General features: G+C 73.2%; 18 protein-coding genes. 3 read left to right on the top strand and 15 right to left on the bottom strand.

All coding sequences use genetic code 11. The features are described from left to right. From HUT06_RS39870 to HUT06_RS39890, 5 genes are all read right to left on the bottom strand, one after another. Positions 1–360, bottom strand: coding sequence for an NADH-quinone oxidoreductase subunit A (locus tag HUT06_RS39870; RefSeq protein WP_176200431.1), 360 nt, complete (start codon positions 358–360; stop codon positions 1–3). 181 nt (positions 361–541) lie between these two features. Next, positions 542–1798, bottom strand: coding sequence for a geranylgeranyl reductase family protein (locus tag HUT06_RS39875; RefSeq protein WP_176200432.1), 1257 nt, complete (start codon positions 1796–1798; stop codon positions 542–544). Between the two features lie 136 nt (positions 1799–1934). Continuing rightward, the gene (locus HUT06_RS39880; protein ID WP_176200433.1) at positions 1935–2636 is read right to left on the bottom strand and encodes a demethylmenaquinone methyltransferase; all 702 of its coding nucleotides are present in this window, start codon (positions 2634–2636) and stop codon (positions 1935–1937) included. 84 nt (positions 2637–2720) lie between these two features. Continuing rightward, positions 2721–2960, bottom strand: a complete 240-nt coding sequence (locus tag HUT06_RS39885; protein ID WP_176200434.1) for a DUF4229 domain-containing protein — start codon at positions 2958–2960, stop codon at positions 2721–2723. 45 nt (positions 2961–3005) lie between these two features. Further along, positions 3006–3983, bottom strand: coding sequence for a threonine/serine dehydratase (locus tag HUT06_RS39890; protein WP_176200435.1), 978 nt, complete (start codon positions 3981–3983; stop codon positions 3006–3008). A 247-nt stretch (positions 3984–4230) separates the two neighbouring features. On the opposite strand from HUT06_RS39890, the gene HUT06_RS39895 reads away from it, so the two are divergent. Then, positions 4231–4434 (top strand): BldC family transcriptional regulator, encoded by a 204-nt coding sequence (locus tag HUT06_RS39895; RefSeq protein ID WP_021593176.1) that lies wholly within the window; start codon positions 4231–4233, stop codon positions 4432–4434. Between the two features lie 101 nt (positions 4435–4535). On the opposite strand, the gene HUT06_RS39900 is transcribed toward HUT06_RS39895, so the two are convergent. The 9 genes from HUT06_RS39900 to HUT06_RS39940 form a co-directional block, all read right to left on the bottom strand. Next, entirely contained in the window at positions 4536–4808 is a 273-nt protein-coding gene (locus tag HUT06_RS39900) for a hypothetical protein (protein ID WP_176200436.1), read from the bottom strand. 44 nt (positions 4809–4852) lie between these two features. Continuing rightward, positions 4853–5860: a hypothetical protein gene (locus HUT06_RS39905; RefSeq protein ID WP_176200437.1), complete on the bottom strand. Its 1008-nt coding sequence runs from the start codon at positions 5858–5860 to the stop codon at positions 4853–4855. A gap of 160 nt (positions 5861–6020) precedes the next feature. Next, a complete protein-coding gene (ccsB, locus tag HUT06_RS39910; RefSeq protein WP_254715633.1) occupies positions 6021–7022 on the bottom strand; it encodes a c-type cytochrome biogenesis protein CcsB in 1002 nt (333 codons plus the stop codon). A 4-nt stretch (positions 7023–7026) separates the two neighbouring features. Continuing rightward, positions 7027–8784, bottom strand: coding sequence for a cytochrome c biogenesis protein ResB (locus tag HUT06_RS39915; RefSeq protein ID WP_176200438.1), 1758 nt, complete (start codon positions 8782–8784; stop codon positions 7027–7029). A gap of 1 nt (position 8785) precedes the next feature. Next, complete coding sequence (locus HUT06_RS39920; protein ID WP_176200439.1) at positions 8786–9529, bottom strand: cytochrome c biogenesis CcdA family protein; 744 nt, start codon at positions 9527–9529, stop codon at positions 8786–8788. Then, complete coding sequence (locus HUT06_RS39925; RefSeq protein ID WP_254715634.1) at positions 9526–10116, bottom strand: TlpA disulfide reductase family protein; 591 nt, start codon at positions 10114–10116, stop codon at positions 9526–9528. The genes HUT06_RS39920 and HUT06_RS39925 overlap by 4 nt, the downstream gene beginning before the upstream one ends. A 49-nt stretch (positions 10117–10165) precedes the next feature. After that, positions 10166–10804: a histidine phosphatase family protein gene (locus HUT06_RS39930; protein ID WP_176200440.1), complete on the bottom strand. Its 639-nt coding sequence runs from the start codon at positions 10802–10804 to the stop codon at positions 10166–10168. Between the two features lie 98 nt (positions 10805–10902). Next, positions 10903–12717, bottom strand: a complete 1815-nt coding sequence (locus HUT06_RS44175) for a serine/threonine-protein kinase (RefSeq protein ID WP_217711634.1) — start codon at positions 12715–12717, stop codon at positions 10903–10905. A 62-nt stretch (positions 12718–12779) separates the two neighbouring features. Then, positions 12780–13730 carry a LysR family transcriptional regulator gene (locus tag HUT06_RS39940; RefSeq protein ID WP_176200441.1) on the bottom strand — a complete coding sequence of 317 codons (951 nt, stop codon included), beginning with the start codon at positions 13728–13730 and terminating at the stop codon, positions 12780–12782. A 73-nt stretch (positions 13731–13803) separates the two neighbouring features. Between HUT06_RS39940 and HUT06_RS39945 the strand changes: the two genes are divergently transcribed. After that, complete coding sequence (locus tag HUT06_RS39945) at positions 13804–14727, top strand: EamA family transporter (protein WP_176200442.1); 924 nt, start codon at positions 13804–13806, stop codon at positions 14725–14727. Between the two features lies 1 nt (position 14728). Further along, on the top strand, positions 14729–15592 hold the full coding sequence (locus tag HUT06_RS39950) for a dihydrodipicolinate synthase family protein (protein WP_176200443.1): 864 nt from the start codon (positions 14729–14731) through the stop codon (positions 15590–15592). A gap of 6 nt (positions 15593–15598) precedes the next feature. Here the strand turns inward: HUT06_RS39950 and hemL are convergent, their stop codons facing one another. Continuing rightward, positions 15599–16894 carry a glutamate-1-semialdehyde 2,1-aminomutase gene (hemL, locus tag HUT06_RS39955; protein ID WP_176200444.1) on the bottom strand — a complete coding sequence of 432 codons (1296 nt, stop codon included), beginning with the start codon at positions 16892–16894 and terminating at the stop codon, positions 15599–15601. Between the last annotated feature and the right edge of the window lie 19 nt (positions 16895–16913).

Consider the following 16913-nt stretch of genomic DNA (forward strand, 5'->3'; position numbering starts at 1 on the left):
TCAGTCCCACTCCAGACCGCCGCGCCGCCAGATGTAGGCGTACGCCACGAGCACGGTGACGATGAAGAGGACCATCTCGACAAGGCCGAACAGCCCCATCCGGTCGAACGCGACCGCCCAGGGGTAAAGGAAGATGATCTCAATGTCGAAGACGATGAACAGCATCGCCGTCAGGTAGTACTTGATCGGAAAACGCCCGCCGCCGACCGGCTGCGGAGTCGGCTCGATGCCGCACTCGTAGGCGTCCAGCCGGGCGCGGTTCCACCGCTTCGGCCCGGTCATCGAGGCCATCAGCACCGAGCCCGCCGCGAAGGCGAAGGCGAGCACCCCGAGCACGATGATCGGAATATAGAGATCCATGCCTCTACGACCTCTCCTCGGGACGTACGACGTTGTACGGGACGGGCCGCCGGCGACCCGCCACCCTAACCAAGGTGATCAATAGCGCTCCCCTCAGGGGCTCGGGTACTGCACTGTAGTCCGCTCACCTGCGGAAGCTTCAATTCGATCAGCTCGATCAGGAGCGTCGTACGGGGTCCGCTCATGCCGCCGGCGCCACCTTCTGCATCGCGTTGATGACCCGGTCCATCGCGTCCCCGCCCTTGGGGTCGGTCAGGTTGGCCAGGAGCTTGAGCGTGAAGCGCATCAGCGTCGGGTGCGGCAGGCCGTGCGAGGTCAGGAACTTCATGACGCGCGGGTCGCCGATCGCCTGCACGAAGACGCGGGCGAGGGTGAAGTAGCCGCCGTGCTCGTCCTTCAGGATGCGCGGGTACTCGTAGAGGGTGCGCTCGCGCTGCGCCGGGGTGCGGCGGGCGAGCGCCTGCACCATGATGTCGGCGGCCAGCCGGCCGGACTCCAGCGCGTAGTCGATGCCCTCGCCGTTGAACGGGTTGATCATGCCGCCGGCGTCGCCGACGAGCAGCATGCCGCGGGTGTAGTGCGGCTGCCGGTTGAAGCCCATCGGCAGCGCCGCACCGCGGATCTTGGAGGCGGCGTGCTCCTCGTCGAACTGCCAGTCCTCGGGCATCTGCGCGCACCAGCGCTTCAGCATGCCCCGGTAGTCGACGTTCTGGAACGCCTTGCTGGTGTTGAGCAGGCCGAGACCGACGTTGGACGTCCCGTCGCCGACGCCGAACACCCAGCCGTAGCCGGGCAGCAGGCGCTCGCCGTCCCACAGTTCGAGCCACGCCTCCATGAAGTCGTCGTCGTGGCGCGGCGTCTGGAAGTAGCGGCGGACGGCGACGCCCATCGGGCGGTCCTCGCGGCGCCGCAGCCCCATGGCGAGCGACAGCCGGGTCGAGTTGCCGTCGGCGGCGACGACGAGCGGCGCGCGGAACTCCAGCTCCTCGCCGTCGAGGACGGCGGTGACGCCGATGATGCGGTCGGTGCGCTCGTCCAGGATGGGGCCGGTCACGTTGCAGCCCTGCAGCAGCCGCGCGCCGGCCTTCGCGGCGTGCTCGGCGAGCAGCTGGTCGAGGTCGGTGCGCTTGCGGACGAGCCCGAAGTCGGGGAAGGACGCGAGCTCGGGCCAGGGCAGTTCGACCTTGACGCCGCCGCCGTAGATGCGCAGCCCCCGGTTGCGTCCCCAGCCGGGGTCGTTGATGTCGACGCCCATGCCGATCAGGGCGCGGACGGCGCGGGGGGTGAGGCCGTCGCCGCAGATCTTGTCCCGCGGGAAGGTGGCCTTCTCCAGCAGGTACACGTCCAGGCCGGCCTGCGCCAACCAGTAGGCGGTCGACGATCCGGCGGGGCCTGCCCCGACGACGATCACGTCCGCGTGTCGGGTGGAGTCGGTCACGGCGTTCCTCTTCAGCTCGTTCGCTTGTGAAGCACTTCACAAGGATCCGACAGGGGAGTCTATTCCTTTATCACGACTGGTGGGTACTTCTGGGTCGGTCTGACTTTGGACCGGTCCGAACCGCCCGCCGCCGCGATCAGCCGGGATTGACCGCGTGGTGCATCGCGGCCACCCCGAACGTGAGGTCGCGCCACCGCACCGCGTCCCAGCCGGCGTCCTGGATGAGCCGCGCCAGCCCCGCCTGGTCGGGCCAGGCGAGCGTCGACTCGGCGAGGTAGCGGTAGGAGTCGGGATTGGAGCTGACCCGCGCCAGCAGCGGCAGCCCGTACTTCAGGTGCGCCTTGTGGCCGAGCGCCAGCAGCGCGTTCGGGGGGTGGCTCACCTCGCACACCAGCAGCCGCCCGCCCGGCCGCGCGACCCGGCGCAGCTCGCGCAGCGCCCTCACGGTGTCGGCGACGTTGCGCAGCCCGAACGAGATCGTGACGGCGTCGAACGAGCCGTCCGCGAACGGGAGCGCCAGCGCGTCCCCGGCCACGAAGCTCAGACCCCGCACGCCCTCCTGCCGGCGCGTCCCGACGCGCAGCATCCCGAGGGAGAAGTCGCACGCCACCGTGTCGGCGCCCGCCTCGGCGAACGGCACCGAGGACGTGCCCGTCCCCGCCGCGAGGTCGAGGATCCGCTCGCCCGGCCGCGCGTCCAGCGCCCGCACGGCCTCGTGCCGCCACCGCCGGTCCTGCCCGCCGGTCATCAGCGTGTTCAGCAGGTCGTACCGCTCGGCGGTGCCGTCGAACATCGCCGCGACATCGGCGGGCTGCTTGTCAAGAGAGGCGCGGGTCATGCCCCCAGCCTAGGACTGCCCGGACCCGTGCGCGCCCGTGGTCCCCCTGGTTCGCCTACGGGCGCGACGGCCCGGCGGGAGGGGTCAGGCGTCTTCCTTCGTGAGGGACTTCTCGTACTTCTTGCGGCCCGTGCGGACGCCGCGGGTGACGGCGGCGGACATGCGGTCGCGCTGCGCGGACAGCAGGACGTAGCTGACGATGCCGCTGATCATCAGGGCGAGCAGCAGGAGCAGGAAGCCGCGGGCGCCGAAGAGCGCCAGCACACCCGCGGTCACGCCGAAGATGGCGAGCCGCGCGATGGTGTAGAGGATGACGGAGCGCATGACCCTTCGAGATTAGCCCCGGTTCCGCGCGCTCCGTCCCCGGGGTCACCTCAGGACGTCGAGGAGGAGCGCCGGGTCGACGTTGCCGCCGGACAGGACGGAGACGTAGGTGCGTCCGGCGGGGAGTTCGGCGCGGCGCTCCAGGTAGGCGGCGGTGGCGACGGCGCCGCCCGGCTCGGCGATCAGGCGGGCCTCGCGGGCCAGCCGGCGCATCGCGCGGCGGATCTCGTCCTCGGTCACGGTGACGACGCCGTCCACGAGGGCGCGCAGGTGCGCGAACGGCAGGTCGCCGACCCGCTGGACGCGCAGCGCGTCGGCGAGGGTGCGGCCGGTCCTCTCGGCGTCCCAGGTGACGGGGCGTCCCACCGCCAGCGACTCGCGGGCGTCGGCGGCCAGCGCGGGCTCGACGCCGATGACCTTCGCCTCGGGGCGCAGCGCCTTGACGGCGGCGGCGACGCCCGCGATGAGGCCGCCGCCGCTGATCGGGACGAGCACGACGTCGACGTCCGGGCGGTCCTGGACGATCTCCAGCCCGACCGTGCCCTGCCCGGCGATGACGCGCGCGTCGTCGTAGGGCGGGATCAGCGTGAAGCCGTGCGCGGCGGCGAGCTTGCCGGCGGTCTCGGCGCGGGCCTGCCCGGTCGGCTCGACGTAGACGACCTCGGCGCCGAGCGCGATGCACCGCTCGACCTTCACCGCCGGGGTGGTGTGCGGCATGACCAGGACGGCCCTGATGCCGAGGGAGCGGGCGGCGTAGGCGACGGCCTGCGCGTGGTTGCCGCTGGAGTGCGTCACGACGCCGGCCGCGCGCTGCTCCTCGGGGAGGGAGGTGATGGCGGCGTAGGCGCCGCGCACCTTGAAGGCGCCGATCGGCTGCAGCGACTCGGCCTTCACCAGCAGCTCCGGCTCGCCGGCCGCCGGGGCGGGGTCGCGGGGGAACGGGACGAGCGGGGTCCGGACGGCGACGCCCGCGACGCGCTCGGCGGCCCGCTCGATCTCCGGCAGCGAAACAAGATCGGACATGGTCTCGAAGACTACTTCGCGCGCCGCGCGGGGAGCGCGCCGCCGCCCGTTTCCCCCGTGACCTGGCAGGTCAAACGGGGTCAGTGTGAGCGCGGTGGCCGCAGTGCCGAATACCGAGCGCGATCGCTCCTGCTCGGGAAACTACGGTCGGTGATCTTTTCCGAAAACAAGGGAGAAATCGGTCTTGACCCGCCACACTGTAAACAGTCCACCCGCGCCGAGAGCGGGACAAAGGGGGAGAGAAAACGTGGAGAGCACGAGCGAGCGCCTGCTGACCCCAGGGGAGGTCGCCGCCCTCTTCCGGGTCGACCCGAAGACGGTCACCCGGTGGGCCGCCGCGGGCCGTATCAGCAGCATCCGCACTCCGGGGGGCCACCGGCGCTTCCGCGAGTCCGAGGTGCACGCGCTGCTGCGCGGCGAGGAGCCCGTCGCCGAGCATTCGGCCCGCTGACGAGGCTCTGGCCGCCCGGACCGCCGCGCCACCGACGGTCCCTTCCAGCCGGGCGGCCGGGGCATCGCACCGCTCCCCCCGGGGGCCCGCGTTCCACGCGCTCAGTCCTCCGCGTCCCCCTTCCACTCCTCGAACCGGCGCAGCAGGTCCGCGTCCTCGTCCCGCCAGCGGCGCCGCCGCTCCTGCAGTTCCTCCTCGGTGAGCGACTCGGTGAGCAGCCGGTCGTAGTCGGGGTCGTCCGGGCCGATCTCCACGTAGGCGTCGGCGATGATCCGTCCCTCGCGCGCCTCGGGTCCGGGCTCGGAGCCGTCCGCGCCGGCGATCACGCTGTGCGGAACCCGCAGCGTGCCATCGGGGAGCCGGATCACGTACATCGTCGATCACCCTCGCCGTCCGCCGTCGCCGTCATCACGGTGTCCTAGATCCCGTACTTGCGGTTGAAGAAGAGCATGACCTCAAGGGCCGTCCTGATGTTGCCGGCGAGCATATCCACGAGCGCGGGCCGCTGCCGGGAGGAGATCGCGGCGAACGCGTCGGCGAAGAACTCGCGGCGGCCGAGCGCGCCCGGCTGCTTGTGGAACCCGCTCGCCAGGTGCGGCAGGCACTCCTCGTACAGCGTGCGGAACGCGGGGCTGTCGGACGTCCACTCGCCGTCGTCGCCGTCGATGTCGTCGAGGGCGTGCCCGACCTCGTGCAGCATCACGTCGGGCGTCGGGGACGGCCGGTCCCCGACGACGATCTTGCGGTCGCCGTAGGCGCCGGCGCAGATGTCCCAGGTGGCGCGGCCGGACGGCAGCGGCCGGTCGCGCAGGTGGCCCATGTCGTCGAGCTGCGGGACGCCGCCGGGCCCCACGTAGATGCCGTCCAGCCCCGCCGCGAGCTTGTCCTTCAGCGCCTCGGGCAGCGACGCCAGGCTCTCCACCGCGCCGATCACCTCGGGGGGCGGCGGCCCGTCCCGGACGTCCCACTGCCGGTGCAGGACGTCCTCCAGCACGCCGCAGTGGCGGCGGCCGTCGGCGGCGTGCGGCAGGCCCGGCGGGTGCGGCTCGGCGCGGAGCCGGTCGTCGTCCAGCTCGAAGTCGCTCCAGGAGTAGTCGCCGGCGCGCGGCCGCCCGTGGCCGCGCCGCGCGAGGCGGCCGGTCAGCCCGCGCGGGCCGCCGGCGGTGTCCGCGCCGTCCGGCCCGGCGGCGTCCGGGCCCTCCACCGCGAAGTCGTCGTCGCGGCCCGCCTTGCGGAACCGGCCGAACCGGTCCCGCGGCTGGTTGCTGCGCGGCCGCGTCCGCCCCGAGTCGGGCGGGGACGAGGCGTAGGCCAGCTCGTCCCCGCCGGCGCCGTCCCGGCCGGTCTCGGGGCGGAACCGGCCGCCGCGGAGCACCTCCCGGGCCCGCTGCTCCCGGGGTTTGCGGTGGACGCCTTTGAAGCGCATCGGGCTCCTCTGTCCGCGGGACCCGCGGAGTATCGGGCGACGTGCGCCGCCGGACCGGGTCCCCGGAGGCAGGGTAAGCCGGAACCCGACATTCCGTCATCCCCGCGAGTCACTCGCGGGGATGCGGAACGGGCACGGGCGGGGGTTGCGGGCGCTCCGCTCAGGCGTAGGAGTGCAGGCCCGAGAACATGTAGTTCACGCCGAAGAAGTTGAACATCAGCGCGGCGAACGCGACCAGCGACAGGACCGCGGCCTTGCGGCCCTTCCACCCGGCGGTGGCGCGGGCGTGCAGGTAGGCGGCGTAGATGATCCAGGTGATGAAGGACCAGATCTCCTTGGGGTCCCAGCCCCAGTAGCGGCCCCACGCCTGGTCGGCCCAGATCGCGCCCATGATGATGGCGGCGGTCCAGATCGGGAAGGCGAACGTCGTGACGCGCATGGACAGCCGGTCCAGGCCGTCGGTCGACGGGAGCCGCGCCAGCACGCCGCCCGCCGCGGCGCCGCCACGCGTCTGCGCGCGGTCCTTCAGCAGGTAGAGCAGGGTCGCGGCGCCCGCGACGGTGAACGCGCCGGTCGCGATGATCGCGGCGGTCACGTGCAGGGCGATCCAGTAGGAGTTGAGCGCGGCGGTGACCGGGCCGACCGAGTCGTAGAGCCAGATGTTCGCGACGCCGAGCGCGACGGCCGCGGCGATCATGACGAACGCGCCGAGGAAGCGCGCCCGGTAGCGGATCAGCACGACCAGGAAGGCGGTGACGGCGGCGAACGCGATCGCGGTGAGGAACTCGTACATGTTGCCCCACGGCCACCGGTTCGCGGCCAGGCCGCGGGACACCAGCACGCCGAGGTGCGCGCCCCAGCCGAGGACGTTCAGCAGGATCGCGAGCCGCGCCCAGTCGGCGCGGACACGGCCGGGCTCGCCCGCGTCGGCGGCGTCGGCATCGGCCGTGGAGGCGGCTCCGTCACCGGTGACGGCCTCGGCGCCCGCGGCGCCGACCAGCACCTTCGCCGGCGCCTCCGCCGCCTCGGCCACCGGGGCCTGCGCCACGCGGCGACGGCCGAAGCCCAGGTCCGCGGCGTAGGCGACCATCGCGACGACGTACATCACGACGGTCGTCAGCATGAGCTTGTCGCTCAGGTTCGCGAGGTCGGCAGTGCTCACCTCGTCACTCCTTCGGTTCGGGCGCCGACCCGGATTCCTGATCGGCGTCGGGGTCGGGGCCGGGCTCGTCCGGCTCGGGCTCGTCCGGCTCGGACTCGCCTGACTCGGGCTCGTGCTGGTCGGACTCGGGCTCGGGGGCGGGCCCGTCCGCCGGACCGCGCAGCGCGGTCACGATGTCGTCGAACTCCGAGGTCGGGTTCCCCAGCGTGAGACCGCCGACCTCCACCACCGTACGCCCGCCCTTCCCGGCGCTCGCACGGACCCACACCCTGCGCCGCCGGACCATGAAGGAGGTCGCCACGCCCAGCACCGCGAGGATGGACGCGACCAGGGCCGGGATGCGGCCCGGGTCGCGGTTGACCGACAGGCTCGTCCACTCCTTGAGCCCGTCGAAGGTGATCGAGCCGGCCCCGTTCGGGAGCTTGAACGTCTCCCCCGGCTCCAGCAGCTTCTGGCCGTCCTTGACCGGCTGCAGCGTCTTGCCGATGCCCTCCAGCTTGTAGACCGACTGGGGGGTGCCGGAGTCCAGGCCGATGTCGCCCTTGAACGCGGTGATCGTGACGACCGGGCGCAGCGGCGCCGGGAACGCCGACACGATCTGCTTGCCGTCCTCGCTGGCGACCGCCGTCGGCCACAGGATCGCGTAGAAGGCGAGCTGGTCGGGCTGCGCGTCGGGGGCCTTGATGACGCCCTCGGACGTCAGGTTGCGCGACTCCATCTCCAGGAACGGCACCGTGTCCTGGAAGGCGACATTGCCCTTCGCGTCCCGAACGGTGAACACGGGCGCGTAGCCGTGGCCGAGCAGGTACACCTTCGCGCCGCCGACCTTCAGCGGATGGTTGATCTTCAGGTCGTACGGCTTCTCCGCGGCGTCCGGGCTCTCCCGGTACCGGATCTTCGCGTTGAAGTCGGTCGCGAGGCCGCGCTTGCCGCCCTCGGTCTCGTAGGTGGCCTTGAAGTCGTCCAGCGTCATCGTGAAGGGGGCCAGCTCGCCGGTGGTGAACGCGCGCCCCGGCTCGAACTGGTCGTACAGGCCGAGCGAGTTCGCGAACGTCTTGCCCTCGGTGAGCAGCACGTTCCCCCGGTAGCCGAGCAGGTTGCCGAGGCCGAGCGCGAACAGCAGCGCGAGCAGCGCCAGGTGGAACAGCAGGTTGCCGGACTCGCCCAGGTAGCCCTTCTCGGCGGCGACGGCGCCGGTCGACTCGTCCACCCGGAACCGGCGCCCGCGCAGCGCCGTGCGCGCCTCGGCGAGCACCTCCTCCGGGGAGGCGTCCGTCTCGTACTCCGCCGACTGCGGCAGCCGCCCGAGGTTGCGGGGCGCCGCGGGCGGCCGGGCCCGCATCGACTTGTAGTGCTTGACGGCGCGGGGCAGCACGCAGCCCGCCAGCGACACGAACAGCAGGATGTAGATCGCCGCGAACCAGGGCGCGGCGAACACGTCGAACATGGAGAACTTGTCGAGCCACGGGCCGAGCGTCTTGTGCTCGTCCAGGTAGGCGACGACCTTCTCCGGCGCCTGGCCCCGCTGCGGCAGGATCGACCCGGGCACCGCGCCGAGCGCCACCAGGAACAGCAGGATCAGCGCCGTGCGCATGGTGGTGAGCTGCCGCCAGCCCCACCGCAGCCAGCCGAGCGGGCCGATGCCCTTCGGGCGCGGCACCTCCGCCGGCGCCTGCCGCGCGGCGGGCGCCTCGGTGCCGGACTCCCCGGCGTCGCCGGACTCCCGGGGGTCGTCCTTGAGGTCGTGCTTGGTGTCAGTCATCTCAAATCACCGGTTCGAAGCCGCTGATCCACGACTTCAGCTCGATGGTCAGGTCACCCCACAGGCCGCTCACCAGCAGCACCCCGATGAGGACGAGCATCCCCCCGCCGATCCGCATGACCAGGGGGTAGTGGCGCTTCACGGCGCCGAACGCGCCGAGCGCCCTGCGGTAGGCGATCGCCGTGAGCACGAACGGGAGGCCGAGCCCGACACAGTACGCCAGCGACAGCAGCGCGCCCCGTCCCGCGCTGGCCTCGGTGATCGCTAGGCCCTGCACGGCGCCGAGCGTCGGCCCGATGCAGGGCGTCCAGCCGAGCCCGAACAGGACGCCGAGCAGCGGCGCACCGGCCAGCCCCGCCGCCGGGAGCCGACCCGACTTCACGGTGCGCTGAAGGCCGGGGATGAGCCCCATGAACGCGAGCCCGAACACGATCGTGACGACGCCGAGCACGCGGGTGATCGTGTCCTGGTACTCCAGCAGCCACCGGCCGAGCCCGCCGAAGACGGCGCCGTAGCTGACGAACACGACGCTGAAGCCCGCGATGAACAGCAGCGCCCCGGTGACGAGCCGCCCGCGGCGCTGCTCGGCGAGGTCGGCGCCGGTCATCCCGGTCACGTACGACAGGTAGCCGGGGACCAGCGGCAGGATGCACGGCGAGGCGAACGAGACGAGCCCGGCGAGCGCGGCGAGCGGCGCCGCCGCCACCAGCGACCCGCCGACCACCGTCTCGCTGACCGTACTCACTTTTCCTGGACGACCTTGGCGACCAGCGGGTTCAGCTTGGAGTACGTCGTCGCGCCGATGATGCGGGCGGCGACGCGGCCCTGCCGGTCGAGGACGAGGGTGCTCGGGATCGCGCTCGGTGGCACCTCGCGGAACGCCAGTGTGACCTGGCCGTCGGCGTCGAACAGGCTCGGGTAGGTCACCTTGAACTTGCGCTCGAACGCCTGGGCGTTGGCCTTGGAGTCCTTGAAGTTGACGCCGAGGAACTCGACGCCCTTGGCCTTGTTCTCGGTGTAGACCTGCTCCAGCGACGGCGCCTCGCCGCGGCACGGCGCGCACCACGACGCCCAGAAGTTGACGACGACGACCCTGCCCTTGAACTCCGACAGGTGGAACGCCTTGCCGTCGAGGCGCTGCCCGGCGACGTCCGGGAGGGCCTTGCGGCCGGCGGGCTTGTACTCGGTGATGTTGCCGTCGCCGGCGATGAAGCGGTTGTCGCCGCCGTCCGGCCCGCTCCCGGAGGCGCTGGTCCCGGCACAGCCGGCCAGCAGGCCGGCGAGCGCGACGGCAGCGGCGGCGGCGCGCAGCGGGGAGACTCGGGGGCTCAACGGACCCTCCTACTACTACAAGACGTAGTACATAACACTAGCGGTGCGGTCAGGCACCCGCGACACTGGGGCCCTTCGCGATGCCGGCGGCGGGCTCGCAGTAGGCGACCTCCACCAGCCGGCTGCCCTGGAACGTCAGGCTCGTCAGGCTGGCCAGGCCGCACTCGCGGCGACCCGGGTGGTGCCACAGCCGGCGGTGCTCGGCGTGCAGCCGCAGGATCCAGATCGGCAACTGGTGGCTGACGCACACGGCCTCGTGCCCGCGCGCCGCCTCCCGCGCCCTGATCACGGCGGCGCGCATCCGGGCGGCGAGCTGCTTGTACGGCTCGCCCCAGGACGGCTTGACCGGGTTGACCAGGTGGCGCCAGTGCTCGGGACGGCGCAGCGAGCCGGCCCCGGCCCCGAACGTCAGCCCCTCGAAGTGGTTGTCGGCCTCGATCAGACGGTCGTCCACGGTGACGGGCAGGTCCATCGCGTCCGCGAGGGGCGCGGCGGTCTCCAGCGCCCGCTGCATCGGCGAGGAGAACAGCGCGGTCACGTCCCGGTCGGTGAACCATTTGGCGGCGGCCTTCGCCATGAGGGCGCCGTCCTCGCTCAACCGGTACCCGGGCAGCCGCCCGTACAGGATGCCCTCGGGGTTGTGCACCTCACCGTGCCGAAGCAGGTGAACGATCGTCGTGTCAGTCATCGCGGTCAGATTACCCGCGCTCACCACCCGCCCCGTCCCCGGTCCCGGGCCTGGAGGCGGGCGACCGGGCGGACGGTCGGGCGGGGCGGCCGGGCGGGTCAGATGCGGGTGGAGGCGACGAACTCGGAGATGGCCTTGGCGGCGCGGTCGAGGTCGGCCTTCGGGACCTTGGCGACCTCCAGCCGCTGGGTGAACCAGTAGAAGAGCGCGGCGTCGCAGATGGCGGACTGGGCGGCCGGGGCCGTGCAGGTGATCGGCCAGGCGACGCCGCGCGGTGACAGGACGGCCAGCTCGGCCTTCACGGCGGGCGACGGCGGAAGGTCATCGGTGCCGGGGCCGCGGGTGAGCACCGCCTGGTAGCCGGGGACGCCGGTCGCCAGGGGCTGCCGCGTCGACAGGATGGACGAGCACTCGTTGCCCTGCTCGCGTTCGCGCCGCGCCTGGGCGGAGTCCGGGAAGTACGTGCACATCTGGATCCGGATGCCGCCGAGCGAGCCCTGCCAGTTCTGCTCGACGAGCGCCGTCCCGAAGTCGCCGACGGAGCTGGCGCCCGCGTTCGCGCCGACCGACGCCTCGCACCGCGCGCCCGCCGGGCCGATCATCAGCCCCTGCCCGGAGCGGTACACGGCGGCGTTCTTCGGCATCTTGACCTGCACGGGCAGCGTCACCTTCGCGGGCCCGTCGGACGGCGTGATCACCGCGCCCGGCGCCCGCGTGACGCACGGCTTGACGTCCGCGACGGTGGCCGCCACCCGGGCGGTCGCCGTGGGGCGCGGCGCGGGGTCCTGCTTCGTCACCTGCTGGACGGCGATGGCGCCCGCCCCGACGACCGCGACCGTGCCGACCGCGGCGGCGGTGAGGCCCGCGCCGCCGCCGAGGAACGCCTTGACGGCCGAGCCCGCGGCGACCTTCCCGGCGACCGAGGCGGTCCCGGCCCCGGACACCCCGGAGGCGCCGGCGGCGGCGCCCGTCCCCGCGGCGGCTCCGGCGGCGCTGGCGGCTGATGCCGCGCCCGCGGCGCCCGGCATCAGCCAGGCGGCGAGCGGGAACAGCGCGGCGAGCGCGACGGCGCCCGCGGACAGGGCGTGCACGCCCCGGGCCTCCCAGTCCCGGCCGTAGGCGGCCTGGGCGGTGCGCTCCAGGTCGTCCACGAACGCGGCGGCGCCAGCTGGACGCTCCTCCGGCGCCTTGGCCATGCCCTGCGCGACGAGCGGCCGCAGCGCCTCGGGCACCGCGTCGACGGGGATCTCGCCGGTGAGGTGGGCGCTCATCAGTTCGGCGCGGGCACCGGTGTAGGGCCGCCGCCCGGTCACGCACTCCACGAAGACGCAGGTCGCGGCGTACACGTCGGTCCTGGGCGTGGCGACGTGCCTGCTCCACTGCTCCGGCGCCATGTAGTACGGGGTCCCGGCGCCGCCCGCCTCCTCCCCGGCCGGCGTGGCGATGCCGAAGTCGACGAGGCGGCTCCGCCCGTCCGCCGGGACGACGACGTTCGCGGGCTTGTAGTCGCGGTGGACGACGCCGACCGCGTGCGCGGCGGCCAGCCCCAGCAGCGAGCCCTTGAGGACGGCCAGCGCCGCCTCCGGGCCGAGCGCGCCGTGCCGGGCCAGCACCTCCTTGAGGGAGACGCCGTCCACGGCCTCCATCACGATCGCGGCGGTGTCCGGCCCCTCGACGAGCCGGAAGAGCCGCGCCACGTGCGGGCTGTTCGCGCGGCCGAGCATGAGCGCCTCATGGCGGAGCCGCTCGCGGTCCGCCTCGTCCGCCCGCGCCGCCAGATACTTGATCGCCACCGGGGTGCCGGACGCGTCGTGCCGGGCGAGCACGACCCGCCCCTGGGCGCCCGCGCCCAGCTCGCGCACCTCGGTGTACCCGCCGACCCGCCACTCGCCGCCCCGCCACTCGCCTTCCATGATCGCGAGAACCTACCGAACAACGTTCGCGCGCGGCGACCCGGGGCCGGGGCTGGAGCAGGTCAGAACGGGGCGGGAACGCCGTTGGGGGCGTCCAAGGGAGCAGCAGAGGGCACGTCGGCCGGGACGGCCGCGCGCAGGGCGGTGACGGCGGCGCGGATCGCCGGGCGGCGGGCCGCCTCCTCCCGCCACACCGCGTACACGCGGCGCGACAGCGGGGCCGCCAGCGGCACGATCGCGACGCCCGGCGGGACGTCGCAGCGGCCGAGGCGCGGCAGGATCACGCAGCCGAGCCCGGCGGCGACCAGGGACAGCTGCGTCGCGAACTCGTAGGCCATGTGGTCGATGCGGGGCTCGTTGCCGGCGGCGCGGAGCGTGCGCAGCAGCCAGTCGCAGCAGATGCTGTCCGGCACGGAGCTGATCCAGGGGTCGCCGGCCAGCTCGCCGAGGTCGATCGTGTCGCGCCCGGCGAGGGGGTGGTCGCCGGGCAGCGCCACGTCCGCGACGTCGTCGCAGATGACGCCCTTGCGCAGGCCCTCGGGCAGCGGCAGCGGCTCGTTGTTCCAGTCCTGGACGACGGCCATGTCGAGGTCGCCCCGGGAGACCAGCGGCATGCTGCGCATCGGGTCCTCCTCGCGGAGCAGGACGCGCAGGTCGGGGTGGTCGGCGCGGAGGGCGCGCAGCGCGCTCGGCACGAGCCCGCGCACGGCGGTGGGGAACGCGGCGAGGGTGAGCTGGCCGACGACGGAGCCGCGGTGCGCCTCCAGGTCGGCCTGCGCCTGCTCGACGAGGGACAGGATCCGCTCGGCGTGCGCGACGAGCAGCTCGGCGGCGTCGGTCAGCCGGACGCCGCGGCCGTTGCGCTCCAGGAGCTTCTGCCCGGTCTCCCGCTCCAGCTTCGCGAGCTGCTGGGACACCGCCGAGGTGGTGACGTGCAGCACGTCGGCGGCGGCGCTGACCGAGCCGTAGGTCGCGACCGAATGGAGGGCGCGCAGCCGTTCCAGATCAAGCATGAAGCAATACTAAAACGAGATGTCAAGCATTTCTCGCTTGTCCTAAAGAAAATGCCGGAGGCACGATCGGGGGATGAGATCGCGCCACGTCCTGCTGGCCACCGTGATCGCGGCGCTGTGGGGGTTCAACTTCGTTCCGATCAAGGTAGCGCTGGACGACTTCCCGCCGCTGCTGCTGGCCGCCCTGCGGTTCACCGCCGCCGCGCTGCCCGCGGTGTTCTTCGTCCGCCGGCCGCCGGTGGCCGCGCGCTGGTTCGTGCTGATCGGCGTGCCGCTCGGCGTCGGCCAGTTCGGGCTGCTGTTCCTCGGCATGAACATGGGCATGCCGGCGGGGCTCGCGTCGGTCGTCCTCCAGGTGCAGGCGATCTTCACGGCGCTGTTCGCGGGCGTGCTGCTGGGCGAGCGGGTCGGCGCCCGCCAGGTCGCGGGCATGGTCGTGGCGTTCGGCGGCGTCGCGCTGCTCGGCGCGGCGCAGGCGGAGGGCGGCTCCCCGGTGGGGGCGTTCCTGGTCTGCCTCGGCGGCGCGGCCGGCTGGGGCCTGGCGAACGTCGGGATGCGGCGGATGAACCAGGTCACGAAGGAGCCGGTGGACGCGTTCGGATTCATGGTGTGGATGTCGCTCGTGCCGCCCCTGCCGCTGCTCGCGCTGTCGCTGATCTTCGAGGGGCCGGGGGCGCTGCCGGACTCCGCCGGGCACCTGTCGGTCGCCGGGGTCGCCTCGCTCGCGTTCATCGCCTACGTCGCCACGCTGTTCGGATTCGGCGCGTGGGGCTGGCTGATGCGCCGGTACGAGGCGGGGACGGTCGCCATGTACTCGCTGCTCGTCCCGCCGTTCGGGCTGGTGTCGGCGGCGTTCCTGCTGGACGAGCGGATGACGGCGGTGCAGCTCGCCGGCGCCGCGCTGATCATCGCGGGGGTCGCGGCCGGGACCGTCCGGCTGCGGTGGCCCCGCGCGGCCCTCCGCAGGCTCAGGCCACGGACCCATGAGGTGAGCTGACATGCACGGAATGCACGCTTCGCTCGTCACGCCCTTCACCCGCTCCGGCGAGGTGGACGCCGCGTCGCTCGAACGCCTCGCCGTCCACTGCCTGGCGAACGGCGTGGACGGCCTGGTCGCGCTGGGCACCACCGGTGAGGCCGCGATGCTCACGGCCGAGGAGCAGCGGACCGTCCTGGACGTGTGCCGGGGCGTCGCCCGGCAGTCGGGCGTGCCGCTGATCGTCGGCGCCGGGACGATGGGGACGGCCGACTCGGTCCGGCAGGCCCGCGAGCGCGCCGCGTTCGCCGACGCGCTGCTGGTCGTCGTCCCGTACTACCTGCGCCCGTCGGACGAGGCCGTCGTCGAGCACTTCGCCGCGATCGGCGCGGCCGTGGACGTCCCCCTCGTGCCGTACAACATCCCGTACCGGACGGGTAAGGCCCTGCCCGCCGAGACCCTCCTGCGGATCCTCGCGCTCGACCGCGTCGCCGGGATGAAGCACTGCGCGGGCGGCATCGACCACGACACGCTGGCCATGCTGGCGTCCAACCCGGGCAAGGCGGTCCTCTGCGGCGACGACGCGTACATCTACCCGATGCTGCGGCTCGGCGCGTCCGGGGGCATCGCCGCGTGCGCGTGCCTCGCACCGTCCGCCTACGCGGCGATGGCCCACGGGGACGGGACGGACGCCCTCAAGCTCCACAACGCGCTGCTCCCCATGGCGGACGCGCTGTTCAGCGAGCCGGCGCCCGCCGTCCTCAAGGCGTGCCTGGCCGAGGTCGGGCTGATCGACGACCCGGCGGTGCGCGCTCCCCTTCGCGCACCGCGCCCCGAATCGGTCGCCGCCGCAATGGCGGCCTTCCAAGCCCTACAAGCCCTCTAGGGCACGCTAAGACGACGCCTGGGCGGCGGCTCGGGCGGCGTGCGGGAGGGCGTCCAGGATGCGTCCCAGCGCCTCCTCGTCGTGCGCGGCCGACAGGAACCACACCTCGTACGCCGACGGCGGCAGGTACACGCCGCGCTCCAGGGCGGCGTGGAAGAACGCGGCGTACGCCTTGGAGTCCTGCCGCTGCGCGGCGGTGAAGTCGCCCACCGGCGCGTCGCTGAAGAAGACCGAGAACAGGCTGCCGGCGTTCTGCCGGACGTGCGGGACGCCCTCCCGCTCCAGCGCCTCCGACGCCGCCTTCCCGACGATCTCCGCCGACCGGTCGATGGCCGCGTACACGTCGGCGGTGGCGTGGCGCAGCGTGGCGAGCCCGGCGGCGGTCGCGAGCGGGTTCCCCGACAGGGTGCCCGCCTGGTAGACGGGCCCGGCCGGGGCGAGGTGGTCCATGATGTCGGCGCGGCCGCCGAACGCGGCGGCGGGCAGCCCGCCGCCCATCACCTTCCCGAAGGTCATCAGGTCGCCGGCGACGCCCTCGATCCCGTACCAGCCGGAGGCGGACGCGCGGAACCCGGTGAGCACCTCGTCGATCACCAGCAGCGCCCCGTACCGCTCGCACAGCCGCTTGAGCAGCGCGTTGAACCCGTCCAGCGGCGGCACGACGCCCATGTTGCACGGGACGGCCTCGGTGATGACGCACGCGATGTCGGTGCCGTGCTCGTCGAACGCCGTCTCCGCGGCGGTGACGTCGTTGTAGGGGAGGATCAGCGTGTCGGCGGTCGTCGCGCCGGTGACGCCGGGCGTGTCGGGCAGCCCGAACGTGGCGACGCCCGACCCGGCCGCGGCGAGCAGCGAGTCCACGTGCCCGTGGTAGCAGCCCGCGAACTTCACGATCTTGGTGCGTCCGGTGAAGCCGCGCGCGAGCCGGATCGCCGACATCGTCGCCTCGGTCCCGGAGTTGACCAGCCGGACCTTCTGCACCGGGGTGCGCGCCACGATCTCCTCGGCGAGCTCCACCTCGCCCTGGGTCGGCGCGCCGTAGGACGTGCCGCGGCCCGCCGCGTCCCGCACCGCCTCGACCACGGCCGGGTGCGCGTGCCCGAGGATCATCGGGCCCCAGGAGCACACCAGGTCGACGTAGGTGTTCCCGTCGGCGTCCGTCAGGTACGGGCCCTGCCCGGACGCCATGAAGCGGGGCGTCCCGCCGACGGCGCCGAAGGCCCGCACCGGGGAGTTGACGCCGCCGGGCACGACCCCGGCGGCACGGTCGAACAACTGCCGAGAGCGATCGAAATCAGTCACGGTTGCAGTCTCTCAGTTG

The sequence above is a fragment of the Actinomadura sp. NAK00032 genome (assembly GCF_013364275.1).
In the GTDB taxonomy this organism is placed as follows: domain Bacteria; phylum Actinomycetota; class Actinomycetes; order Streptosporangiales; family Streptosporangiaceae; genus Spirillospora.

Excerpts from the sequence above, each read along its gene's own strand:
- HUT06_RS39870 (WP_176200431.1), bottom strand. The coding sequence starts at position 360 with ATGGATCTCTATATTCCGATCATCGTGCTCGGGGTGCTCGCCTTCGCC.
- HUT06_RS39900 (WP_176200436.1), bottom strand. The coding sequence starts at position 4,808 with ATGTACGTGATCCGGCTCCCCGATGGCACGCTGCGGGTTCCGCACAGC.
- HUT06_RS39905 (WP_176200437.1), bottom strand. The coding sequence starts at position 5,860 with ATGCGCTTCAAAGGCGTCCACCGCAAACCCCGGGAGCAGCGGGCCCGG.
- HUT06_RS39890 (WP_176200435.1), bottom strand. The coding sequence starts at position 3,983 with ATGTCCGATCTTGTTTCGCTGCCGGAGATCGAGCGGGCCGCCGAGCGC.
- HUT06_RS39915 (WP_176200438.1), bottom strand. The coding sequence starts at position 8,784 with ATGACTGACACCAAGCACGACCTCAAGGACGACCCCCGGGAGTCCGGC.
- HUT06_RS39940 (WP_176200441.1), bottom strand. The coding sequence starts at position 13,730 with ATGCTTGATCTGGAACGGCTGCGCGCCCTCCATTCGGTCGCGACCTAC.
- HUT06_RS44175 (WP_217711634.1), bottom strand. The coding sequence starts at position 12,717 with ATGGAAGGCGAGTGGCGGGGCGGCGAGTGGCGGGTCGGCGGGTACACC.
- HUT06_RS39880 (WP_176200433.1), bottom strand. The coding sequence starts at position 2,636 with ATGACCCGCGCCTCTCTTGACAAGCAGCCCGCCGATGTCGCGGCGATG.
- HUT06_RS39885 (WP_176200434.1), bottom strand. The coding sequence starts at position 2,960 with ATGCGCTCCGTCATCCTCTACACCATCGCGCGGCTCGCCATCTTCGGC.
- HUT06_RS39930 (WP_176200440.1), bottom strand. The coding sequence starts at position 10,804 with ATGACTGACACGACGATCGTTCACCTGCTTCGGCACGGTGAGGTGCAC.
- HUT06_RS39945 (WP_176200442.1), top strand. The coding sequence starts at position 13,804 with ATGAGATCGCGCCACGTCCTGCTGGCCACCGTGATCGCGGCGCTGTGG.
- HUT06_RS39950 (WP_176200443.1), top strand. The coding sequence starts at position 14,729 with ATGCACGGAATGCACGCTTCGCTCGTCACGCCCTTCACCCGCTCCGGC.